We start from the raw sequence: 21193 nt of genomic DNA, 5'->3' as shown, positions 1-21193 counted from the left end.
TGCGCGCCGCCTCCTTCCCGTGGGTGTGACTAGTGCTTCTCGACGGCGTGGCCGCCGAACTGGTTCCGGAGCGCGGCGATCATCTTCATCTGCGGGGAGTCGTCCTGGCGGGACGCGAATCGCGCGAAGAGCGACGCGGTGATCGCGGGCAGCGGCACGGCGTTGTCGATGGCCGCCTCGACGGTCCAGCGGCCCTCGCCGGAGTCCTCCGCGTACCCCTTGAGCTTGTCGAGGTGCTCGTCCTCGTCGAGGGCGTTGACGGCCAGGTCCAGCAGCCAGGAGCGGATGACGGTGCCCTCCTGCCAGGAGCGGAACACCTCGCGCACATCGGTGACCGAGTGGACCTTCTCCAGCAGCTCCCAGCCCTCGGCGTAGGCCTGCATCATGGCGTACTCGATGCCGTTGTGGACCATCTTGGCGAAGTGGCCGGCGCCGACCTTGCCCGCGTGGACGGAACCGAAGTTCCCCACCGGCTTGAGGGCGTTGAAGACCGGCTGCACCCTTTCGACGTGCTCGGGCTCGCCGCCGTACATCAGCGCGTAGCCGTTCTCCAGGCCCCAGACGCCGCCGGAGACACCGCAGTCGACGAAGCCGATGCCCTTGGCGGCCAGCTCCTCGGCGTGCTTCTCGTCGTCCGTCCAACGGGAGTTGCCCCCGTCGACGACCACGTCACCGGGGGAGAGCAGCTCACCGAGCTCGTCGATCGTCGCCTGGGTCGCGGCGCCGGCCGGCACCATCACCCACACCACCCGCGGGGCCGCGAGCTTGTCCACAAGTTCCTGCAGGCTGTGGACATCGGCGAGATCCGGGTTGCGGTCGTACCCGACGACAGTGTGACCGGCCTGGCGGATGCGCGTGCGCATGTTCCCGCCCATCTTGCCGAGACCGATGAGACCGAGCTCCATCGTTGATCCTTCGTTCGAAGCCTGCCTGACCTACGTCGAGCCTACGTCGGTACCTGCAGGGCGACGCGACCGGACAGGCCTCGCGTCAGCCGGACAGCCGGACCGGCATGATCAGGTACTTGTACGCGTCGTCGGCCTCGGCGTCGACCGCCGGACGGCCGCTGAGCAGCGCGGGCTTGGTCGACGTGGTGAACGACAACTGCGCCACCGGCGAATCGATCGCGCTCAGGCCGTCCAGCAGGAAGGTCGGGTTGAAGGCGATCGAGATGTCGTCGCCCTCCAGCTTGGCGTCCACACGCTCCACAGCCTGTGCGTCGTCGCTGGAACCGGCCTCCAGGGTCAGCACGCCCTGCTCGAAGCTCAGCCGGACCGGCGTGTTGCGCTCGGCCACCAGGGCAACGCGCTTGACGGCCTCGACGAACGGAGCGGTCTCGATCACCGCGACGGAGTTGAACTCGGTCGGGAAGAGCGTCCGGTACTTCGGCAGGTCGCCCTCGAGCAGGCGGGTGGTGGTGCGGCGGCCCGCGCCCTCGAAGCCGATCAGGCCCTCGCCCGCGCCGGAGCCGGCCAGGGCGATGGCGACCGAGTCGCCGTTGGTGAGGGACTTGGCGGTGTCCAGCAGCGTCTTGGCGGGCACCAGGGCGACCGCGGAGATGTCCGGGGTCTCCGGCTTCCACAGGAACTCGCGGACCGCGAAGCGGTAGCGGTCGGTGGCGGCCAGGGTGACCGTGTCGCCCTCGATCTCGATCCGCACACCGGTGAGCACCGGCAGGGTGTCGTCGCGGCCGGCGGCGATCGCGACCTGGGCGGCGGCAGCGGCGAAGACCTCGCCGGGGACGGTGCCGGAGGCGATCGGCATCGCGGGCAGCGCCGGGTACTCGTCCACAGGCAGGGTGTGGAGTGTGAATCGCGAGCTGCCGCAGACGACGCTCACGCGCACGCCGTCGGTGGCGATCTCCACAGGCCTGTTGGGGAGCGCCCGCGAGATGTCGGCGAGCAGCCGGCCGGAGACCAGGACGGTGCCGTCCTCCTCGACGTCCGCCTCCACGGAGACGCGGGCCGAGACCTCGTAGTCGAAGCCGGACAGGCTCAGCTGGCCTTCCTCGGCCTTCAGCAGCAGGCCGGCCAGGACCGGCACCGGGGGACGGGCCGGGAGACTGCGGGCCGCCCAGGCCACTGCCTCCGCGAGTACATCGCGCTCCACCCGGATCTTCACCGGAACCGCCTCCTGCTGTTGCTGGCTGTCTGTGGCCGACTGTCTCTTGGCCCTGCTGGCCCTCTTGCCGGAGAACAGTCTGACAGCCGCCACGGACATGCGGTGCGGGTTGCGGTCAAGCCGGAGGGCGGGGAGGCGGACGGCCCGCGGCTCGGTTGTGCACAGGCCCCACTTCGAAGCAGATTCCCCGGTAACTATCCCTGGTCGTAGTAATAGGGGGTGTGGATACCGTGGATAAGTGGTCCCGGTGCAGGTCAGGCCCTGTTTTTTATCCACCGCGCCTGTGGGTGGAGCCCGTGGACAACCCAGCCGATCTGTGGACGCCCGGAAGTTGTGCACACGCGATTCACAGGGACGCTCCGGTTCTCCCCAGCGCTGTCCCCAGGAATACCCAGGTTCTCCCCAGCCCAACCCACCACGTCGGTGTGATGCGGTTCACTCCGATCGGTGAGCGGGTGTGTTCCGTTGCCGAACAGTGGACAGGACTGTGGAGAAGTGGTCCCTGACTGGGGACAACGTGCCCCTGCCTGTGGGCGGCCGGTGGACAACCGGGAGGGCGGCCTTGTGGGCGGCCGGAGCGTCCACAGTCTGTGGATCAGGGTTGCCCACAAATCCACACGGCCTCCAGCAGCCCGAATGAGTATCCCGCGGTCGTGCCTGTGGACACGTTCGGGACAACCCGGGCATCCCCAGGCTGTGGACGGGGGAAAACCGCCCCCGCCTGTGGAGAGACGTTCCTGTCCCCAAGACGCGGCCGGCGCAATCGAACAACGAAAAGCGCCCCGGGAGTTGGCCCGGGGCGCTGTGGAGGTCTCGGCGGACGCCGAGGGCGCTGCGCTCAGCTCTTGATGCGGTTGGTGAGCTCGGTGACCTGGTTGTAGATCGACCGCCGCTCGGCCATCAGGGAGCGGATCTTGCGGTCCGCGTGCATGACGGTCGTGTGGTCGCGGCCGCCGAACAGGGCGCCGATCTTGGGCAGCGACAGGTCCGTGAGCTCACGGCACAGGTACATGGCGATCTGCCGGGCCGTGACGAGCACCCGGCTGCGGGAGGAGCCCGAGAGGTCCTCCACGTCCAGACCGAAGTACGAGGCCGTCTCCGCCATGATCGCCTGCCCGCTGATCTCGGGGACGGAGTCCTCCCCGCCCGGGATCAGGTCCTTCAGCACGATCTCGGTGAGCTGCAGGTCCACCGGCTGCCGGTTGAGGCTGGCGAAGGCCGTCACGCGGATCAGCGCGCCCTCCAGCTCGCGGATGTTCCGCGAGATCCGGGAGGCGATGAACTCCAGCACCTCCGGCGGGGCGTTGAGCTGCTCCTGCACGGCCTTCTTGCGGAGGATCGCGATCCGGGTCTCCAGCTCGGGCGGCTGGACGTCGGTGATCAGGCCCCACTCGAAGCGGTTGCGCAGCCGGTCCTCCAGAGTCACCAACTGCTTGGGCGGCCGGTCCGAGGAGAGCACGATCTGCTTGTTGGCGTTGTGCAGGGTGTTGAAGGTGTGGAAGAACTCCTCCTGCGTCGACTCCTTGCTCGCCAGGAACTGGATGTCGTCGACGAGCAGGATGTCCATGTCGCGGTAGCGCTTGCGGAACGCGTCCGCCTTGCCGTCGCGGATGGAGTTGATGAACTCGTTGGTGAACTCCTCGGAGCTCACGTAGCGCACCCGCGTCCCCGGGTAGAGGCTGCGGGCGTAGTGCCCGATCGCGTGCAGCAGGTGCGTCTTGCCGAGGCCGGACTCCCCGTAGATGAACAGCGGGTTGTACGCCTTGGCCGGTGCCTCCGCGACGGCGACCGCCGCGGCGTGCGCGAAGCGGTTGGAGGCGCCGATGACGAAGGTGTCGAAGAGGTACTTGGGGTTCAGCCGCGCCGTGGGCTCGGCCGGGCCCACGGAACCACCCGAACCGCTCGCCCCGCCCCCGGGGGAACCGGCACCACCGCCGCCACCGGTGCGCGGCGTCGGCATGGTGGGCATGGTCGGCCTCTGCGGCGGCACCGGCTCCGGACGCCCCTGAGGCTGGTGGGGCGGGGGGATCTCGTAGCGGGAGGCGGGCGGCCGGTACGGCTCGCGCTCCTGGTAGTCGCCGAAGTGCTGTTGCTGCCAGCGGTCCTCGGGCTCGTGGGGCGGCCAGCCGCCGGCACCGCCGGTGGGCCCGACCGCGTGGTCGGGGTAGGCCGGGCGCATCCGCGGGACCTCGCCGTAGCCGTGCGGCTGCTCGCCGTACCGGGCGGGCTCCGCGCCGTACACGGGGGGCTGCGGCTGGGCCTGGGACTGCGGCTCGGGGGCGACCGGGGCCGGCGGCGCGGGCGCCGCCTCCGGCTCGCCGCCCGAGGCCACGGCGATGGCGATGCCCACGGGGTGCCCGAACTCACGGCTGAGGACATCGGTGATCAGCGGGAGGAGCCGTCCCTCCAGCACGCTCTTGGCGAACTCGTTGGGGGCGGACAGCACCGCCGTGCCCGCGACGAGCGCCAGCGGCTGCGTCCGCTGCAGCCACTCCGCGTCCTTAGGCTTGAGGTCGTCGCTTTCGGCGAGCAGTTTCTGCAGGACCCTGGGCCACACTGAGGCAAGATCGGCAGTTACGTCAGCCACAGTGCACGCTCTCTCGTCGGTCGCTGGTTGGTGCCGATGGGTCCCACGAAGGTGTGGTTCTTGGGACGGACGGGAATGTTTCGGGGTTCGGCCACGGTAGTCAGCGCGGGCTACCTGGTTCAAGTCGTTGTCCACAGGGTGTGCAAAACCACGTCCGGATGGCGGTGCACCACGGCCAGCGCCCCGGCGGGTTTGACCTGATGCCGCGGCCCCGCGTACCGTAACCAGGTCGAGTTGTCGATGGCTGCTGCCGCCTGCCTACCGATGGGCGAGGATCACCTAGGTGATCGTCAAGCGGTGCACACCTGAATGTTCCGCGAGCTTCTCGTGGGCGCACGGTGACAGCCAGGCGACGCCCCGCCAACACCCGATTCATCCTGGAGCCCCCGAGTGAGCAAGCGCACCTTCCAGCCGAACAACCGTCGTCGCGCCAAGACCCACGGCTTCCGGCTGCGTATGCGTACGCGTGCCGGCCGCGCCATCCTCGCGACCCGCCGCAGCAAGGGCCGCGCCCGTCTGTCCGCCTGATCGCACCGAAGCGCGAGGTGTGAGTCGTGCTGCCCACCGGTAATCGGCTGAGGCGGCGCCAGGACTTCGCGACGGCGGTACGTCGAGGACGCCGGGCCGGACGGCCGCTCCTGGTCGTCCACCTGCGCACCGACAGTGACACAAGGGACCCGCACGCGGCGGGGGGGAGTGCCTCCCCGGCGCGTGCGGGTTTCGTCGTGAGCAAGGCCGTCGGTGACGCCGTGACCCGGAACCTGGTCAAGCGTCGGCTTCGTCACCTCGTCCGCGAACGTCTGTCCGTGCTGCCCCCCGGTAGCCTGGTAGTCGTACGAGCGCTGCCCGGTGCGGGTGACGCAGACCATTCACAGCTGGCCCGAGACCTGGATGCCGCCCTCGGGAGGCTCCTGGGGGTGGCGCTATGAAGTACCCGTTGCTGGCCTTGATCAAGATTTACCAGTGGACCATCAGCCCGTTGCTCGGTCCGGTCTGCAAGTACTACCCCTCGTGCTCTCACTACGGGTATACGGCGATCGATCGGCACGGCGCGATCAAGGGCACTGCCTTGACCGCGTGGCGGATCCTGCGTTGCAACCCGTGGTCGCTCGGCGGTGTGGACCATGTCCCCCCGCGCAAGCGACCGCCGTGGCACGCTCGCCTGCGCGAAGCCCTCCGGGGTGACGCAGCAGGCGGGTCCGTTACTCCCGAGCCCGTCGAGACGCCTCATGCCCAAGGAGCCTGACCGTGGGGATCTTGAACCCCCTCTACGATGCCGTTTCGTGGATCATTGTCCAGTTCCACTCGCTGTACAGCCTTGTCTTTGACAAGGACGGCGGCCTGGCCTGGGGCCTGTCGATCGTCTCTCTGGTGGTCCTGATCCGGATCTGCCTGATCCCGCTCTTCGTGAAGCAGATCAAGTCGACCCGGAACATGCAGGCGCTCCAGCCCAAGATGAAGGCGATCCAGGAGCGCTACAAGAACGACAAGCAGCGTCAGTCCGAAGAGATGATGAAGCTGTACAAGGAGACGGGCACCAACCCGCTCTCCTCGTGCCTTCCGATCCTGGCGCAGTCCCCCTTCTTCTTCTCGCTGTACCACGTGCTGAGCTACATCGCGCAGGGCAAGCAGGTCGGCGTGATGAGCCAGGACCTGGTCAACAGCGCCCAGAAGGCGCACATCTTCGGCGCCCCGCTCGCCGCGAAGTTCACCGACAGCGCTGACAAGCTCGCCTCGCTGGGCGCCTCGGTCACCGACGTCCGCGTGGTCACCGTCATCATGATCATCCTGATGTCGGCCTCGCAGTTCTACACGCAGCGCCAGCTGATGACGAAGAACGTCGACATGACGGTGAAGACGCCGTTCATGCAGCAGCAGAAGATGCTGATGTACGTCTTCCCGATCATGTTCGCCGTCTTCGGCATCAACTTCCCCGTCGGTGTCCTCATCTACTGGCTGACCACCAACGTGTGGACCATGGGGCAGCAGATGTTCGTCATCCGCCGGAACCCGACCCCCGGCAGCCTCGCCTTCCAGCAGCGCCAGGAGCGCCTGAAGGCCAAGGGCAAGCTGAAGGACGAGCCCGCCGCCGACAAGGAGCTGCAGGACGCGGCGCCGGTGAAGCGCAGCCAGCCCAAGCGCCAGACCAAGTCCCAGCGCCAGACGGGCGGTCCCGCGCAGCCGGGTGCTGCTGCCGGCGGCACCAAGCCGAAGCCCAAGCCGGGCGGCGGAGCGACCGCGGGCACCAAGCCCAAGCCGAGCAGCGGCGCGGACAAGCCGAACCTGTCGAAGAAGAAGTAGTAGAGGAGTCCTGCCGTGACGGACGGCAACACCACCGACGCGCTCACCCGCCTCGAGCAGGAGGGCGAGATCGCGGCCGACTACCTCGAGGGGCTGCTGGACATCGCCGACCTCGACGGTGACATCGACATGGACGTCGAAGGGGACCGCGCCTCGGTCTCCATCGTCGGCGACCCGTCGAGCCGTGAACTCAACAAGCTCGTCGGCCGGGAGGGCGAGGTGCTGGAGGCGCTCCAGGAGCTGACCCGACTCGCGGTCCACCGGGAGACCGGCGACCGCAGCCGGCTGATGCTGGACATCGCCGGCTTCCGGGCGCAGAAGCGGGCCGAGCTGACCGAGCTGGGCGAGAAGGCGGCCGAGGAGGTCAAGGGCTCCGGCCAGCCGGTCAAGCTGAAGCCGATGACGCCCTTCGAGCGCAAGGTCGTGCACGACGCCGTGGCCGCCGCGGGGCTGCGCAGCGAGTCCGAGGGCGAGGAGCCCGAGCGCCGGGTGGTCGTCCTTCCGGCCTCCTGACCTCCCCCGGTCTCAGCGGTACTCACTCGGCCCCGTCTGTTCGCAGGCGGGGCCGAATCTTGTCAGCCTGGAGAAGGCCCGTAACAACGGAAGGACGGTTCTCGTGACGGAGGCAGCGGCGGAGCTCCCCCCGGCGCCGGAGGCGGCACGTGAGGTGTTCGGGGAGCGCTTCGCGGACGCGGTGCGGTACGCCGAACTGCTGGCCGACGCGGGCGTGCGTCGCGGGCTGATCGGTCCGCGGGAGGTGCCCCGGCTGTGGGAACGCCATCTGCTGAACTGCGCGGTGCTCGCCGAGGTGATCCCCCAGGGCGTCTCGGTGTGCGACGTGGGCTCGGGGGCGGGGCTGCCGGGCATCCCGCTGGCACTGACCCGGCCGGACCTCAGCATCACCCTGCTGGAGCCGCTGCTGCGCAGGACCACCTTCCTCGAGGAGGCCGTGCGGCTGCTGGGGCTGTCCAACGTCGTGGTGGTGCGTGGCCGGGCCGAGGAGATGGTGGGCAAGGTGCCGCCGGTGGACGTGGTGACCGCGCGCGCCGTGGCCCCCCTGGACCGGCTCGCCGGCTGGGGACTTCCCCTGCTCCGTCCGCACGGGGAGATGACCGTCCTCAAGGGCGACACGGCCGAGGAGGAGCTGAAGGCGGCGCGTGCCGCGCTGAGCCGTCTCGGTGCGGTGGAGACCTCCGTGGTCCAGGTCGGCGAGGGGATCGTGGATCCGCTGTCGACCGTGGTGCGGGTGCTCGCGGGGGAGAGCCCCGGTGGTGTCCGTGCGGCGACCCGGAGGGCCAAGGCGGCCCGGGAGAGCCGTCGGCGCCAACGCTGATCGCGGCTGGGGTCGTGTGCTCCATACAAACGGCCATACGTACACAATCCGGAGTGTCGTGTAGGAAACGGTCGCCGCGCTGCGCATCGTGTTTCACGTGAAACGGCGCTCTCTGCTTCCAGGAATCCTCGGCCGCGCCCGTGCCGCGGCCGAATCGCTCTCTCATCGGGCCGTCGAGATGACCCATTCAGCGACCCAACCGGTGGATTCATCCACAGGAGAACGGCCCTCACTGGTTCGTGACCCCGAAAGCATGGCAGGCTCTGTTCATTGCGAGCTTGTAGTCGAGGAGAGTGAATCCTTGCGGTCCGACGCCAACATCGCGGGACCGATGGCCGATCCGGTCCCCGGTCCCCGCACCGAGTCGTTCGGGGATGATGTTTCACGTGAAACACCGCCCCCGATGGACGACACCCCCATCGGCCGTGCAGCCCAACTGGCCGTGGAGGCGCTGGGGCGGGCCGGTGAAGGACTCCCCCGGCCACCCCAGACCCGAGTGGTCGTGGTCGCCAACCAGAAGGGCGGGGTCGGCAAGACCACCACCACGGTCAACATGGCCGCCTCCCTGGCCCTGCACGGGGCCCGGGTGCTGGTCGTCGACCTCGACCCCCAGGGCAACGCATCCACCGCCCTCGGGATCGACCACCACTCCGAAGTCCCCTCCATCTACGACGTCCTGGTCGAGAGCAAGCCACTCTCCGACGTCGTTCAGCCGGTGCCGGACGTGGAGGGCCTGTTCTGTGCCCCCGCCACCATCGACCTGGCCGGTGCCGAGATCGAGCTGGTCTCGCTGGTGGCCCGGGAGAGCCGGCTGCAGCGGGCCATCGAGTCCTACGAGCAGCCGCTGGACTACATCCTCATCGACTGCCCGCCCTCGCTCGGTCTGCTGACCGTCAACGCCATGGTGGCCGGCGCCGAGGTCCTCATCCCCATCCAGTGCGAGTACTACGCCCTGGAAGGACTGGGCCAGCTGCTCCGCAACGTGGAACTGGTGCGGGGCCACCTCAACCCGAAGCTCCACGTCTCCACCATTTTGTTGACCATGTACGACGGCCGGACCCGGCTCGCGTCGCAGGTCGCCGAAGAAGTGCGCACCCACTTCGGCAAGGAGGTGCTGAGCACGAGCATCCCGCGCTCGGTCCGCATCTCGGAGGCCCCCAGCTACGGCCAGACGGTGCTGACCTACGATCCGGGTTCGAGCGGAGCGCTGTCGTACCTGGAGGCGGCACGCGAGATGGCCCTGCGCGGGCTGGGACGCACCTCAGAAGTCAATGAGCAGAACACCTCGGAGGGGATCCAGTGAGTGAGCGACGCAGAGGACTCGGCCGTGGTCTGGGCGCGCTGATTCCCGCCGCACCGAACGGTGTGGACGCGGCGGCCGCGACCGCGGTGGCGACGGCGGCGAACGCCGCCCCGGTCCTGGCGCCGGAACGAGGGGTCGCCGTCGCCAAGGTGGCGGCCCTGGTGGAACAGCAGGGTCGGGAGGGCACCGCTGCGATCCCGGTTTCACGTGAAACCTCTGAAGCCATCGCGGCCCAGGAGCCGCCGATGGTGGCAGGGGCGTACTTCGCCGAGCTGCCGCTGGACGCGATCATCCCCAACCCGCGTCAGCCGCGTGAGGTCTTCGACGAGGACGCGCTGGCCGAGCTGGTCACCTCCATCAAGGAGGTCGGCCTCCTGCAGCCGGTCGTCGTCCGTCAGGTCGGACCGGAGCGCTACGAGCTCATCATGGGTGAGCGCCGCTGGCGGGCCAGCCGTGAGGCGGGCCTGGAGGCCATCCCGGCGATCGTGCGGGCCACCGAGGACGAGAAGCTCCTCCTGGACGCGCTGCTGGAGAACCTGCACCGTGCCCAGCTGAACCCGCTGGAGGAGGCGGCCGCCTACGACCAGCTCCTCAAGGACTTCGCCTGCACGCACGAGCAGCTCGCCGACCGCATCGGCCGCTCCCGTTCCCAGGTATCCAACACCCTGCGTCTGCTGAAGCTCTCCGCGCCCGTACAGCGCCGTGTGGCGGCCGGTGTGCTCTCCGCCGGGCACGCACGGTCCCTGCTCGCCCTGGAGGACGTGGAGGACCAGGACCGGCTCGCCAGCCGGATCGTGGCCGAGGGGCTCTCGGTGCGCGCGGTCGAGGAGATCGTGCATGTGATGAACTCCGAGTCCCAGCCGACGAGGAAGGCCCCGTCCCCCCGGGCGGGCAAGCGGATGTCCCCCGCGCTGACCGATCTGGCGCTGCGGCTCTCGGACCGCTTCGAGACCCGGGTGAAGGTGGACTTGGGGCAGAAGCGCGGGAAGATCGTCGTGGAGTTCGCCTCGATAGAGGACCTGGAGCGCATCCTCGGCTCGATGGCCCCGGGTGAGGGCGAGGTCCTCGAGCGGTCGCTCACCGAGGAGACCGACGAGGAGGAGTGATCCCCTCCCCGTCATGTGATGGGCCGCAACTTCTGGGCGGGTCGCATCCCGAGAGGGATGTGACCCGCTTTTTGCTGGGCCGTTCGCGTTGCTCCGGTGTCGGACTTGTCGGCTCGCGGATACGATGCCTACGGGATGGAGCACTACCTCCGAGGAGGGGCTCATGCGATCGGTGCGGCACGTCGGAGTGGAGCACGATTGGCAGAAGGCCGCCCTCCTCGCAGCGGGGCTTGGGCTGGGCGCCGTGGGTGGCTTCGTCGGCAGTTGGGTCCACGACAGAAACGAGGGTCAGACCTCATGGGGCGTCGGCTCGTTCCGCTCACGCTGGACAACCTCCCGGATCTCCCCAACCGCTGCCGCGCGTGCGTCTTCTGGGAACTCGATCCGGTAAGCGGTGAGGCCGCCGTCCAAGCCGGCAAGCCCGAGCTGGAGAAGGAAGCCTGGATCTCCGCGGTCCTCCTGGAGTGGGGTTCCTGCGGCCGTGTCGTCTACGTGGACGAGGTGCCGGCCGGCTTCGTGCTCTACGCCCCGCCGGCCTACGTGCCGCGCTCGACGGCCTTCCCCACGAGTCCCGTCTCCCCCGACGCGGTCCAGTTGATGACCGCGCGCATCCTCCCGGGCTTCCAGGGACAGGGACTGGGCCGGGTCCTGGTGCAGTCCGTGGCCAAGGACCTGGTGCGGCGGGGCTTCCGGGCGATCGAGGCCTTCGGTGACGCGCGCTGGGAGGAACCCGCGTGCGTGCTCCCTGCCGAGCACCTGCTGGCGGTCGGCTTCAAGACGGTGCGGCCGCACCCGCGGTTCCCCCGGCTGAGGCTGGAACTGCGGACGACGATCTCCTGGAAGGAGGACGTCGAGATGGCGATCGACCGGCTGCTCGGCGCCGTGCAGAAGGAACCGGCGCTGCGGCCCCTGTGACGGACGAAGGGCCCGCCCCTCACGGGGGCGGGCCCTTTCGTGTCCGTCTGCGGTGCTCAGCCGATGAAGTCGGACAGGTCGCGCTCGATGGCGGCCTTCGGCTTGGCGCCGACGATGGTCTTCACGACCTCACCGCCCTTGTAGACGTTGAGGGTCGGGATCGACATGACGCCGTACTTGGCGGCGGTGACCGGGTTCTCGTCGATGTTCAGCTTGACGATGGTGATCTGGTCGCCGTGCTCCGCGGCGATCGCCTCCAGGGAGGGGGCGATCTGGCGGCACGGACCGCACCACTCGGCCCAGAAGTCGACGAGCACGGGCTTGTCGCTGGACAGGACCTCCTCGTCGAAGGTCGCATCGGTCACGGTCTTGGTGTTGCCGGCCACGGCTGTCTCCTCGGTGTGTAGGACGGGTACTTGCTTGTGCGGTGCGGTCAGACGACCGCGGCGGCGGTCTGCTCGGGCTCGCGGGTGTGCTCGCTGCCCGCGTCGCTCAGAGCGGCGAGGTAGCGCTCGGCGTCCAGGGCGGCGGAGCAACCGGTGCCCGCGGCGGTGATCGCCTGGCGGTAGGTGTGGTCCACGACGTCGCCGGCGGCGAAGACACCGGGGATCTTCGTACGGGTGCTGGGGGACTCGACCTTGAGGTAGCCCTCCTCGTCCAGGTCGAGGATGCCCTTGAACAGCTCGGTCCGCGGGTCGTGGCCGATCGCGATGAAGAGTCCGGTGACCGGCAGCTCGGAGGTCTCGCCGGACTTGGTGTTCCGCAGGACCAGGCCGGAGAGCTTGCCGTCGCCGTTGATCTCGGCGACCTCGTTGTCCCAGACGAACGAGATCTTCGGGTCGGCGAAGGCACGCTCCTGCATGGCCTTGGAGGCGCGCAGGGTGTCCCGGCGGTGGACGACCTTCACGCTCTTGGCGAAGCGCGAGAGGAAGGTCGCCTCCTCCAGGGCGGTGTCGCCACCGCCGATGACGGCGATCTCGTGGTCCTTGAAGAAGAAGCCGTCACAGGTGGCGCACCACGAGACGCCGCGACCGGAGAGCTGGTCCTCGTTGGGCAGGCCCAGCTTGCGGTGCTGGGAACCGGTGGCGACGATGACGGCCTTCGCCCGGTGGACGGTGCCCGCGGAGTCGGTGACGGTCTTGATGTCGCCCTCGAGGTCGACCTCGACGATGTCGTCCGGGATCAGCTCGGCACCGAACCGCTCGGCCTGGGCCCGCATGTTCTCCATGAGGTCGGGGCCCATGATGCCGTCGCGGAAGCCGGGGAAGTTCTCCACATCGGTCGTGGTCATCAGAGCACCGCCGGCCGTGACCGCCCCTTCGAAGACCAGGGGCTTGAGGGAGGCGCGGGCGGTGTAGAGCGCGGCTGTGTATCCCGCCGGACCGGAACCGATGATGATCACGTTTCGGACGTCGCTCACGGGTGCTTCCTCGTCTCTGCTGTGCCGACTCGCCGGGTGCCTCGGCGACGGGACCATTGTCATCCCGCCTAACGGATCCTACGGTCCGGGCATTCCCATCGGCGCGGCGCTAGCGAGGGTATGTCTCCTCACGCAGGAGGGTGCCCGTGACGGGGGGCTTCGCGGTGGCGCACGAGGCGTCCACGACGTAGGCGTCGACCAGCGCCGGGTCACCCTCGTGCGGCATCACGACCAGGTAGGAGTCCATGCCCTCGTACCGGCCTCGCTGGAAGGCGATCGGGGCCTCCCGGCGGTCGACGGCTCCCAGGACGCAGGACGGCGCGGCGCTGTCCATGCCGACCATGGGGGACTGCCCCTCGGGCTTGCTCTCCGGGTCCTTGCCCGTGCGGTCTGTCAGCAGATCGTGTACCTGCACGCCGAGCATGTCGGCGTCAGCCTTGGTGCCCGCATCGGAGGCCGACGACGACTGGCTGTCGGAGCCTCCCCCGGCGTTCCAGTTGGACTGGGCGAGGACGGTCCCGAGACCGAGCACGGCGGCCACGGAAGCGGTGATGAGGATCCCCTTCCCCCAGCGCCGACGGGACCGGGTGCCCGGGCGGCCGGGCCCGCTGGGACCGGCGCCGTGGCCGGAGGGCCTTCCGTCGGCCGGGGTCGATGTTTCACGTGAAACACGCGGCGGCTCCGTGGTCTCTGTTTCACGTGAAACATCGGCACCGCTCGCGGCGAGCAGCGCCTCGGCGGCGAGCGCGGCGTCGATCCGGCCCGCGATGTCGGCCGGCATCCGCGGCGGGCCGGGGAGGGTGCCCAGCAGCCCGCGGATCTCGTCCAGCGAGGCGCGGACGTCGGCGCAGAGCGCACAGCCATCGATGTGCCCGCGGACGTCGGCCGAGCGCTCGGGCGGGAGGATGCCCTCGGTGAGCGCGGAGATCTCGGCGACCTCGGGGTGCTCGTCCGTACCCGTGGTCGACGTCATGGGTGTCCACCTCCGCCCTTCGTGAAGCCGTGGCCCGGCCGGGCCTCCGTCTCTGGGACGGATGCGTTCTCCGTCCGGTTCCTTCCCCCTGGGTGATCGCCGCTACTCCCCGACGCCTCCCGTAGATGGGAGAGGAGCGGCAGCAGTCGTGCCCTGCCGCGGGCGCATCTGCTCTTGACCGTCCCCGTCGGCACGTCCAGGACGGCGGCGGCCTCGGCCACGGGGTAGCCCTGCATGTCGACCAGGACCAGGGCGGCCCGCTGCTCCACGGGGAGCGTCCCGAGCGCCCGCAGCAGTTCCCGGTGGAGCTCGCCCCGCTCGGCGGGGGCCGCGGCGGACTCATGGGGTTCGAGCAGTTCCTCGAACTGCTTCTCGTCCGTGACCGGAGCGGTGCGGCGTGAGGCGGCCTTGCGTGCCCGGTCCAGGCACGCGTTCACGGTGATGCGGTGCAGCCAGGTCGTGACGGCCGACTGCCCGCGGAAGGTGTGGGCGGAGCGGAAGGCCGAGACGAGCGCGTCCTGCACGGCGTCCGCGGCTTCCTCGCGGTCCCCCAGGGTCCGCAGGGCCACCGCCCACAGCCGGTCGCGGTGCCGGCGGACGAGTTCCCCGAAGGCGTTCGGGTCCCCCGCGACATGACGGGCGAGGAGGTCGCTGTCGCTGACCTCCCCGCCCGTTCCTTGCGTGCCCACCGTCCCCCTCCCCGCGGGGCTACTGCCCCTCGAACCTCACATTGGTGATGGCCTGCTTGTAGCCGGCGCCCGAAAAGCCGTCGGCCTGTGAATAGGGAAGCGCGGTCAGCCAGACGACGACATAGCGCGCCTCCGCGGGTGCCTTCAGGGAGAGCGTCGCCGCCTTGCCCTGGGTCGTGACGGTGGCGAGCTTCTTCAGCTGGTTCGGCTTGGCCGTGGTGTCCAGCGAGTCGGCCGCGTAGAGAGTGACCGTCGTGTGGTCGCCACCGTAGTAGAGGTCTATCGAAGCCTGCCCGAGTTTCTTCGTCGCTCCCAGGTCGTAGGCGATGCCCACGCCCTTCTTGACGGAGGGGGCGAATTCGGGGCCGTCGCTGAAGCTGTTCGTGCGCCAGTACGTGGACGTCTTGCTGTCGTACGTGGCCCTGACGTCGTTGGGGTGCTGGGCTCCCCCGTACGGCGCGTACTCGGCCGCTCCCTGGATCGACAGCGGCTTCAGGTTGACGTGGCTCGTCTCGTTGTCGGTGCCGCCGTCGCCACCCGTGTTGTGGGAGGTGGAGGTCCCTCCGGACTTCGCCTGGTTCTCGCGGTCCATCAGCGTCTCCGCGAGCTGCCAGCTGCCGAGGCCGAGGGCGACGATGAGGAGGGCCGAGACGGACCATTTGAGGGCCTTGCCGGTGCGGCCGGGCAGGGCCGGGGGCGGCGTGGCGGGGAGGGCCGTCGTGACGCCGGGGGACGCGGGGCCCGCGCCGGTCTGGCGGTAGGAGCCCTGCTGGTAGGTGGTGCGCGAGTAGGGCGCCATCGCCGGCTCGGGCGGCCGGATCTTGGGGATCGTGGTGACGGCCTTGGCCAGCTCCTCGGGGGTGCTGCAGGGCTCCGGCTCACGGGAGGCCGTCGCCCCGTCGTTGACCAGGGCACGCATGGCCAGCTCCGACAGCCCGCGGTGGACCCCGGCCCGTACCTGGTCGGGCGCGACCAGGCCGACGTCCTTGGGGAGGCCGGTGAGCCCGTGGTCGTCCTCCGGGTACGGCCAGCGCTGGGTGAGCGAGGCGTACAGGAGGGCTCCGATGGCTTCGGTGTCCTCCCGCTGCGGGCGCTCGGAGGAGATCCCTCGCAACGCGGCGGCGACGGCCAGACCGCGGATGCGGTACTGGCCGGAATCGGTGCGCAGCACGGCGTCGGGGCCGAGCCGCAGATGGGCCAGGCCCTCACGGTGGGCGGCCGCCATGGCCTGGGAGATCTGGCTGACCATCTGGTAGGCCTCGTGCGGCTCCAGCGGGTCGGCGGTGATCAGGGTGGTCAGTTCGCGCGCGTCCGGGAGCCACTCGTGGATGACGTAGACGAGGTCGTCCTCCTCGACCGCGTCGAGGACCTGGACGAAACGGGGGTCGCCGAGCAGGGCGGCGGAGCGGGCCGCAGCCAGCACCGAACGGGCCCGGCCGTGGTCGGCGGGCAGGGTGTGGATGCCCACGGCGCGGCGCAGCTTCTCGTCGACGGCCCGCCAGCTGCTGAAGCCGTCGGCACGGGTGAGGCACTCTTCCAGGCGGTAGCGCTTGGCGAGCTTGTGGCCGCTGTGGAGCTCCGGCGGCTCGGACTTGGTCGGTGCTGTCTCCTCGGGGATGGTCTGCTCTGGCGCGTCCTGCTCTTCGCTCCGGTCCGTCGCCTCGTCGGCCGTGGCCCCGTCCGTGTGAGCGGCGAGCTGTTCTTCGCCGCCCTCGTTGGCCACTCCGACGGCAGCCGTGCTCCGTTCCGCCACCGTCGTTCCTGCCTCCCCATCCGTTGCAAGATCTGACAACACAGCCGAGGACAATTGTGCCAACAGTCCACCGCTATGCACGACACACGACGGCCCACGAAGGTTGCGCGGTGGGCGCCGTCAGCGGCCCAGCCGGCCCCTGACCATGCCGACCATGGCCGTCAGTTCCTCGACGCGCATGCGCTTGGCGGCGATGAAGAAGATCCCGCCCAGCACAAGGGCGCCGAGCACCAGCGACAGCAACGATGCGGCAGCGCCGTGACCCAGCGATTGCGAGACACCGTAGACGACGGCGCCGGCGCCCGCAGCGGCGGGGATGCACGCTCCGAAGAGCCTGGCGTACGTGCGGACCACGCGCTTGCCGTCGATGTCGCCGCCGAGGCGCCTGCGCAGCCGCTTGACCGCCACTCCGACCCCGATCGTGTAGGCGAGGCCGTATCCGGCCGCCATGCCGACCACGGCCCAGCGGGCGGGGAGCACGAAGTAGCAGACGGCGGCCGCGACGGCGTTGCAGGCGGCGACGATGACCGTGTTGTAGAAGGGGGTGCGGGTGTCCTCGTACGCGTAGAAGCCGCGCAGGACGATGTACTGCACCGAGAACGGGATCAGCCCGAGGCCGAAGGCCATCAGGATGTAGCCGATGTTCAGGGCGCCCTCTCCGGAGCTGCTGTAGAGCAGGGTGGCCATGGGGAGGCCGAGGGCGAGGAAGGCGAACGCGGCGGGCACGACGGCCACACCCGAGGTCCGCAGGCCGTAGGAGAGGTCGTCGCGGACGGCGGCGGCGTCGCCGTCGGCCGCGGCGCGCGAGATCCGCGGCAGCACGGCGGTCATCACGGAGACGGTGATGATGGCCTGCGGCATCTGCCACAGCAGCAGCGCGTAGTTGAAGCCGGTGATGCCGGCACCCTCGTGGCCCGTCTTCTCGGCCGCCGCGCCCGCCGCCGTGGCGAACTGGGTCAGGACGATCATGCCGACCTGGTTGGCGAGGACGAAGAAGAAGGTCCACTTGGCCAGCTTCGCCGCGTGGCCGAGGCCGTGGCCGCGCCAGTCGAAGCGCGGCCGGATCCGGAAGCCGGCGTCGCGCAGGTAGGGGAGCATCGCCAGCGCCTGCACCGCCAGGCCCAGCAGGGTGCCCAGGCCGAGCAGCCGGACCCCGTCGGGGGTGATGGTCCCGGAGGAGACGCGCGTGTCGGTGAAGGAGCCGAAGGCCCAGATGAAGGCGCCGAAGGTGGCGATGATGACGACGTTGTTGAGGACCGGGGTCCACATCATCGCGCCGAAGCGGCCGCGGGCGTTGAGGATCTGCCCGAGCACGACGTGCACCCCCATGAAGAACATGGTGGGGATGCAGTAGCGGGCGAAGGTGACCGCGACCTCGAACCTGACCGGGTCGGAGGCGATGTCGTGGGACATCGCCTGGATGAAGACCGGTGCGGCGATCACGCAGACGGCGGTGACGGCCGCCAGGCCGACGACGACCAGGGTGAGCAGGCGGTTGGCGTACGCCTCTCCGCCGTCGTCGTCGTTCTTCATGGCCCGTACGAGCTGCGGGATGAAGACCGCGTTGAGGGCGCCGCCGCCGACCAGGATGTAGATCATCGTGGGCAGGGTGTTGGCGACCTGGTAGCCGTCGTTCAGCGTGCCGACGCCGATCGCGGCGGCCATGACCAGGGTGCGGAGGAATCCGGTGACCCGGGAGACGAGGGTGCCGGCGGCCATGAGCGCGCTGGACTTGAGGATGCTGCCGGCCCGTCCGCCGGACTTCCCGGCCACGGGCTCCGCCGCGGGCTCGGGCTCCGCCGGGGCCGTCTGCACCGGCTCGTCGCGGAAGAGGTGGGCGTACTCGTCCGGCCGGGCGGGCCTCCCGTCCTCGTCCGGGGCGTGGGAGACCAGCTCGTCGACGCCGACGTACCGGGTGTTGGCGTCGTCGGCGTAGGGCATGCGGTACGGCTCCTGGTGCGCGTACGGCGGCCCGTAGGCATGGGGCTGGGCCGGCGGATGCGCCGTTCGGTCGTACAGCGCCTCGCCCACCGGGTCCTGCGCGGTCGGATCCTGCCGCTGGTACGGGTCGCGGGCGTAGGTGTCCTGCAGGTACGGGTCGGGCGCGGCAGGGTGCTGCCCGGGCTGCTCGGGGAACCGCTCCCCGGCTTCCCGTTCGCGCTCACCGTCGTACGGTGCGTTCATCTCTGCCCCACCTCATCGGCCATGGCTCGCTGGCTATCGGTCCACCTTCTCACCCGTCCCGGACGGGTCCGTACTTTCCGGCGAGGTGTCCGGCGCCAGGTCACCCGGCTGCTCGTCCTCGACGCCGTCCCGGTCACCCATGGTGCCCTCTGCGGCGTCGTCCTCGTCCTCGCCCGTGTTCCCGTCCCCGGACGGGTCCGAGTCGTCCCGGGACGGATCCGTGTCGTCGTCCTCGCCCCCGGCGGCCGCGCGGCGCTTGCGCTGGTGGTACATCCGGACGCCCGCCAGCACGAGCAGCAGGAGCCCGGCGGCGATCACCAGCATGACGGTGGATGTGATCGAGGTGACATCCACCTGGAACGTGATGGGGTAGCCGAACCTCGCGCCGTCCGCCGTGTAGAGCTGGGCGGTGACCGTGTTCAGTCCGTTGCGGGCGGCGGTGCCCTCGAACTTCAGGGAGCGGGTGTGGCCGCCCTCCACGGTCACGGGCTGCGCGTCGCCCGGGTCGAGGCTGTTGCCCTGGCTGGACGTGAGGCGCAGCTCCAGGCCCTGCACGGTCTGGCCGAGCTCGTTCTTCACGGTCACCGGGATGGTGCCGCTGCGGCCCGACAGCGTGAGCGTCCCGGTCTTGGGGAGCAGGTAGACCAGGCTCATCAGGTCGGACAGGTAGTCGAAGATGGCCGTGCGGTAGGCGGCCGACCTCCAGGAGGAGCCGCGCCACTCGGTGGACATCGAGCGCATCAGGGCGTTGCCGAAGGGGGTCCGCACCCGGTCGGGCTTGCTCAGGAGGGCCATGAAGTCGTCGAGCTCGCCCTGGGTCGCCTGGATCTGGCGGAAGGCCGCGGTGCTCAGCTCCTTCTTGCGCAGGCGCTTGGGGTAGGACCCGGTACCGGGCACCGTGCGGTTGGCCTTGGGGTCGGGGGTGGCCTTCGCCGCCGCGGAGAAGTCGATGGTCTCGGCCCAGCCGCCGGCGGCGACCTCCGTGATGGCCTTGGCCATGGCCTGCGCCTGTGAGGCCTTGGCCATGCGCTGCGGGGCGACGACGACGCTGCGCTGCCGGTCGGGTGCCTGCATCGTGATCATGAGCGTCTGGGCCAGGTACTTCTGCACCGCGAGGGTCGAGGTCCCGGCCGACGTCATGTCGCCCTGGAAGGCCTTGGAGAGCCCGGAATCGGCGACCACCGCCGTGGTGCCCCCGCCGATGGGCCGCGCCGAGGTGGGGGTGTACCTGAGGCCGCCGGGCTCGCCGAGGCTGTCGCTGCGGGCGATCACCTTGTCGGCGCCGGCCGAGGTGGCCACGTCGACGATGGAGGGGTCGACGGCGCCCTCCACGGGCCAGGAGACGTCCGTGTCGGGGGTGACCACGCCGCCCAGGACGGTCTCGACCGTCGTGGTCGCGAGCTCCGTGGCGCTCTTGAGGTGGTTCAGGGTGCCCGGGACGCTCTTGCCGTGGTGCGCGATCGAGGCGAGGTCGGGGTCGGCGAAGGGCAGGGCGACGACCTCGTCCCCGGCGACGGCCTCCTTGAGGCTGTTCAGCCAGCGCTTCGCGTCGTCGGTGCCGGTGCCGGACGTGGTGTGGTCGAGATCACCACCGGGCCCCGCGACCTGGTACCGGCGCGTCATCGCGTCGACCGTGGCGAGCAGGTCCGGGTCGATGACCCACGTGACGGGGAGGTCCCGGCCGAGCGCCACCATCTGCTGCAGACGGCCGCCGGGCGCCAGGTCCCCGGCGAGGTCGTCGTTGAGGAAGATCGGGCTCTGCTGGTCGTCGCTCTCGCTGCGCACGGCGAGGTGCGGGCGGTCGATCAGCGGCCACAGGAAGGCGTAGCGGGTCGGCTTGGCGTCCCCGTCCGGGTACCAGGGGAGGAAGGTCCGCTCGATCCCCAGGTACTCGTCGTAGCCGCGGTCCCTGGTCTGCCCGGTCAGGGAGACCCCGAGCTGGTAGACGCCGTCCCGGCCCAGGTCCAGGTCCTTGACCGGGACCTCCAGGGTGAAGCTGCGGCTGATGCCGGCCGGCAGGTCGTCGACGGGCACGGTGTGCCCGGGGATCTCCTCGCCGTCGGCCGGGGTGTGGGGCGCGCTGGTGGAGGTGCCGCTGATGGCGCTGCGGCTGCCCAGCGGGCCCTGAGGGGCGATCTCCACGCCCACGTGGGCACCGCTGACGGTGTGCTTGCTCTTGTTCGTGACGGTGCCGGTCACCGTGAGGGTGTCGCCCTTGGCGGGCACGGTGGGGGACAGTGAGTTCACCGACACGTCCACGGCCCGGCCGTCGGAGGTCTCCGCGTACGCCGCGGGGGCCGTACGGGCCTGGACCAGGCCGGCGAACAGGGTGGCGCCCACGAGCAGTGCCGTGGCCCGGCGCAGCCTCGAACGGGCCGGAGTGCCTCCGGGGTGCTGTGCCGCCTCGCCCACGCGCTGGCCGTCCCTCGTCGTCATCGGATGTGCGTCCTGGAATGGTAACGATGCTCGATGACCCAAAGTGCTGTGAGTGGGCCACAAGATCGATAC

At 70.0% G+C, this 21193-nt stretch carries 18 protein-coding genes and 1 pseudogene; 9 read left to right on the top strand and 10 right to left on the bottom strand.

Annotated features, from left to right (window positions below):
• Nucleotides 1-29 precede the first annotated feature (29 nt).
• The 3 genes and pseudogenes from gnd to dnaA all read right to left on the bottom strand — a co-directional run.
• Nucleotides 30-911, bottom strand: a pseudogene (gene gnd / locus ACFV3E_RS03430) (phosphogluconate dehydrogenase (NAD(+)-dependent, decarboxylating)); the annotation flags it as partial.
• Nucleotides 912-990: 79 nt separating this feature from the next.
• Entirely contained in the window at nt 991-2121 is a 1131-nt protein-coding gene (dnaN, locus tag ACFV3E_RS03425; RefSeq protein WP_500533132.1) for a DNA polymerase III subunit beta, read from the bottom strand.
• An 838-nt stretch (nt 2122-2959) separates the two neighbouring features.
• The gene (gene dnaA, locus ACFV3E_RS03420; protein WP_500533131.1) at nt 2960-4708 is read right to left on the bottom strand and encodes a chromosomal replication initiator protein DnaA; all 1749 of its coding nucleotides are present in this window, start codon (nt 4706-4708) and stop codon (nt 2960-2962) included.
• Between the two features lie 390 nt (nt 4709-5098).
• On the opposite strand from dnaA, the gene rpmH reads away from it, so the two are divergent.
• The 9 genes from rpmH to ACFV3E_RS03375 all read left to right on the top strand — a co-directional run bounded on the left by rpmH (nt 5099) and on the right by ACFV3E_RS03375 (nt 11666).
• Nucleotides 5099-5236, top strand: a complete 138-nt coding sequence (gene rpmH, locus ACFV3E_RS03415) for a 50S ribosomal protein L34 (RefSeq protein WP_003975051.1) — start codon at nt 5099-5101, stop codon at nt 5234-5236.
• A gap of 26 nt (nt 5237-5262) precedes the next feature.
• On the top strand, nt 5263-5637 hold the full coding sequence (gene rnpA / locus ACFV3E_RS03410) for a ribonuclease P protein component (RefSeq protein WP_500332036.1): 375 nt from the start codon (nt 5263-5265) through the stop codon (nt 5635-5637).
• Nucleotides 5634-5954, top strand: coding sequence for a membrane protein insertion efficiency factor YidD (yidD, locus tag ACFV3E_RS03405; RefSeq protein WP_500533130.1), 321 nt, complete (start codon nt 5634-5636; stop codon nt 5952-5954). The genes rnpA and yidD overlap by 4 nt, the downstream gene beginning before the upstream one ends.
• 2 nt (nt 5955-5956) lie before the next feature.
• Nucleotides 5957-7009 carry a membrane protein insertase YidC gene (yidC, locus tag ACFV3E_RS03400; protein ID WP_500533129.1) on the top strand — a complete coding sequence of 351 codons (1053 nt, stop codon included), beginning with the start codon at nt 5957-5959 and terminating at the stop codon, nt 7007-7009.
• A gap of 15 nt (nt 7010-7024) precedes the next feature.
• A complete protein-coding gene (locus ACFV3E_RS03395) occupies nt 7025-7522 on the top strand; it encodes a Jag family protein (RefSeq protein WP_500533128.1) in 498 nt (165 codons plus the stop codon).
• Nucleotides 7523-7625: 103 nt separating this feature from the next.
• Nucleotides 7626-8342, top strand: a complete 717-nt coding sequence (rsmG, locus tag ACFV3E_RS03390; RefSeq protein WP_499512891.1) for a 16S rRNA (guanine(527)-N(7))-methyltransferase RsmG — start codon at nt 7626-7628, stop codon at nt 8340-8342.
• Nucleotides 8343-8595: 253 nt separating this feature from the next.
• Nucleotides 8596-9645, top strand: a complete 1050-nt coding sequence (locus tag ACFV3E_RS03385) for a ParA family protein (RefSeq protein WP_500533127.1) — start codon at nt 8596-8598, stop codon at nt 9643-9645.
• A complete protein-coding gene (locus ACFV3E_RS03380; protein ID WP_500533126.1) occupies nt 9642-10751 on the top strand; it encodes a ParB/RepB/Spo0J family partition protein in 1110 nt (369 codons plus the stop codon). Before ACFV3E_RS03385 ends, ACFV3E_RS03380 begins: the two co-directional genes overlap by 4 nt.
• Nucleotides 10752-11048: 297 nt before the next feature.
• Nucleotides 11049-11666 carry a GNAT family N-acetyltransferase gene (locus ACFV3E_RS03375; protein WP_499512894.1) on the top strand — a complete coding sequence of 206 codons (618 nt, stop codon included), beginning with the start codon at nt 11049-11051 and terminating at the stop codon, nt 11664-11666.
• 56 nt (nt 11667-11722) lie between these two features.
• Here ACFV3E_RS03375 and trxA read toward each other — a convergent pair whose 3' ends face one another.
• From trxA to ACFV3E_RS03340, 7 genes are all read right to left on the bottom strand, one after another.
• The gene (gene trxA, locus ACFV3E_RS03370) at nt 11723-12052 is read right to left on the bottom strand and encodes a thioredoxin (protein WP_431958961.1); all 330 of its coding nucleotides are present in this window, start codon (nt 12050-12052) and stop codon (nt 11723-11725) included.
• Nucleotides 12053-12099: 47 nt separating this feature from the next.
• On the bottom strand, nt 12100-13086 hold the full coding sequence (trxB, locus tag ACFV3E_RS03365) for a thioredoxin-disulfide reductase (RefSeq protein WP_500533125.1): 987 nt from the start codon (nt 13084-13086) through the stop codon (nt 12100-12102).
• Between the two features lie 109 nt (nt 13087-13195).
• Nucleotides 13196-14059: an RsmA family anti-sigma factor gene (locus ACFV3E_RS03360; RefSeq protein ID WP_500533124.1), complete on the bottom strand. Its 864-nt coding sequence runs from the start codon at nt 14057-14059 to the stop codon at nt 13196-13198.
• On the bottom strand, nt 14056-14748 hold the full coding sequence (gene sigM / locus ACFV3E_RS03355) for an RNA polymerase sigma factor SigM (RefSeq protein ID WP_500333377.1): 693 nt from the start codon (nt 14746-14748) through the stop codon (nt 14056-14058). The genes ACFV3E_RS03360 and sigM overlap by 4 nt, the downstream gene beginning before the upstream one ends.
• Nucleotides 14749-14767: 19 nt before the next feature.
• Nucleotides 14768-16501 carry a protein kinase family protein gene (locus ACFV3E_RS03350; protein WP_500533123.1) on the bottom strand — a complete coding sequence of 578 codons (1734 nt, stop codon included), beginning with the start codon at nt 16499-16501 and terminating at the stop codon, nt 14768-14770.
• Nucleotides 16502-16621: 120 nt separating this feature from the next.
• Nucleotides 16622-18685 (bottom strand): murein biosynthesis integral membrane protein MurJ, encoded by a 2064-nt coding sequence (gene murJ / locus ACFV3E_RS03345; RefSeq protein ID WP_500533122.1) that lies wholly within the window; start codon nt 18683-18685, stop codon nt 16622-16624.
• A gap of 33 nt (nt 18686-18718) precedes the next feature.
• Nucleotides 18719-21121 carry a DUF6049 family protein gene (locus tag ACFV3E_RS03340; RefSeq protein ID WP_500533121.1) on the bottom strand — a complete coding sequence of 801 codons (2403 nt, stop codon included), beginning with the start codon at nt 21119-21121 and terminating at the stop codon, nt 18719-18721.
• Between the last annotated feature and the right edge of the window lie 72 nt (nt 21122-21193).

Origin of the sequence: Streptomyces sp. NPDC059718, from assembly GCF_042733315.1 — a bacterium.
Taxonomy (GTDB): domain Bacteria; phylum Actinomycetota; class Actinomycetes; order Streptomycetales; family Streptomycetaceae; genus Actinacidiphila.
The sequence above is the reverse complement of the archived record's forward strand: the minus strand, read 5'-3'. Positions and strand labels throughout refer to the sequence as shown.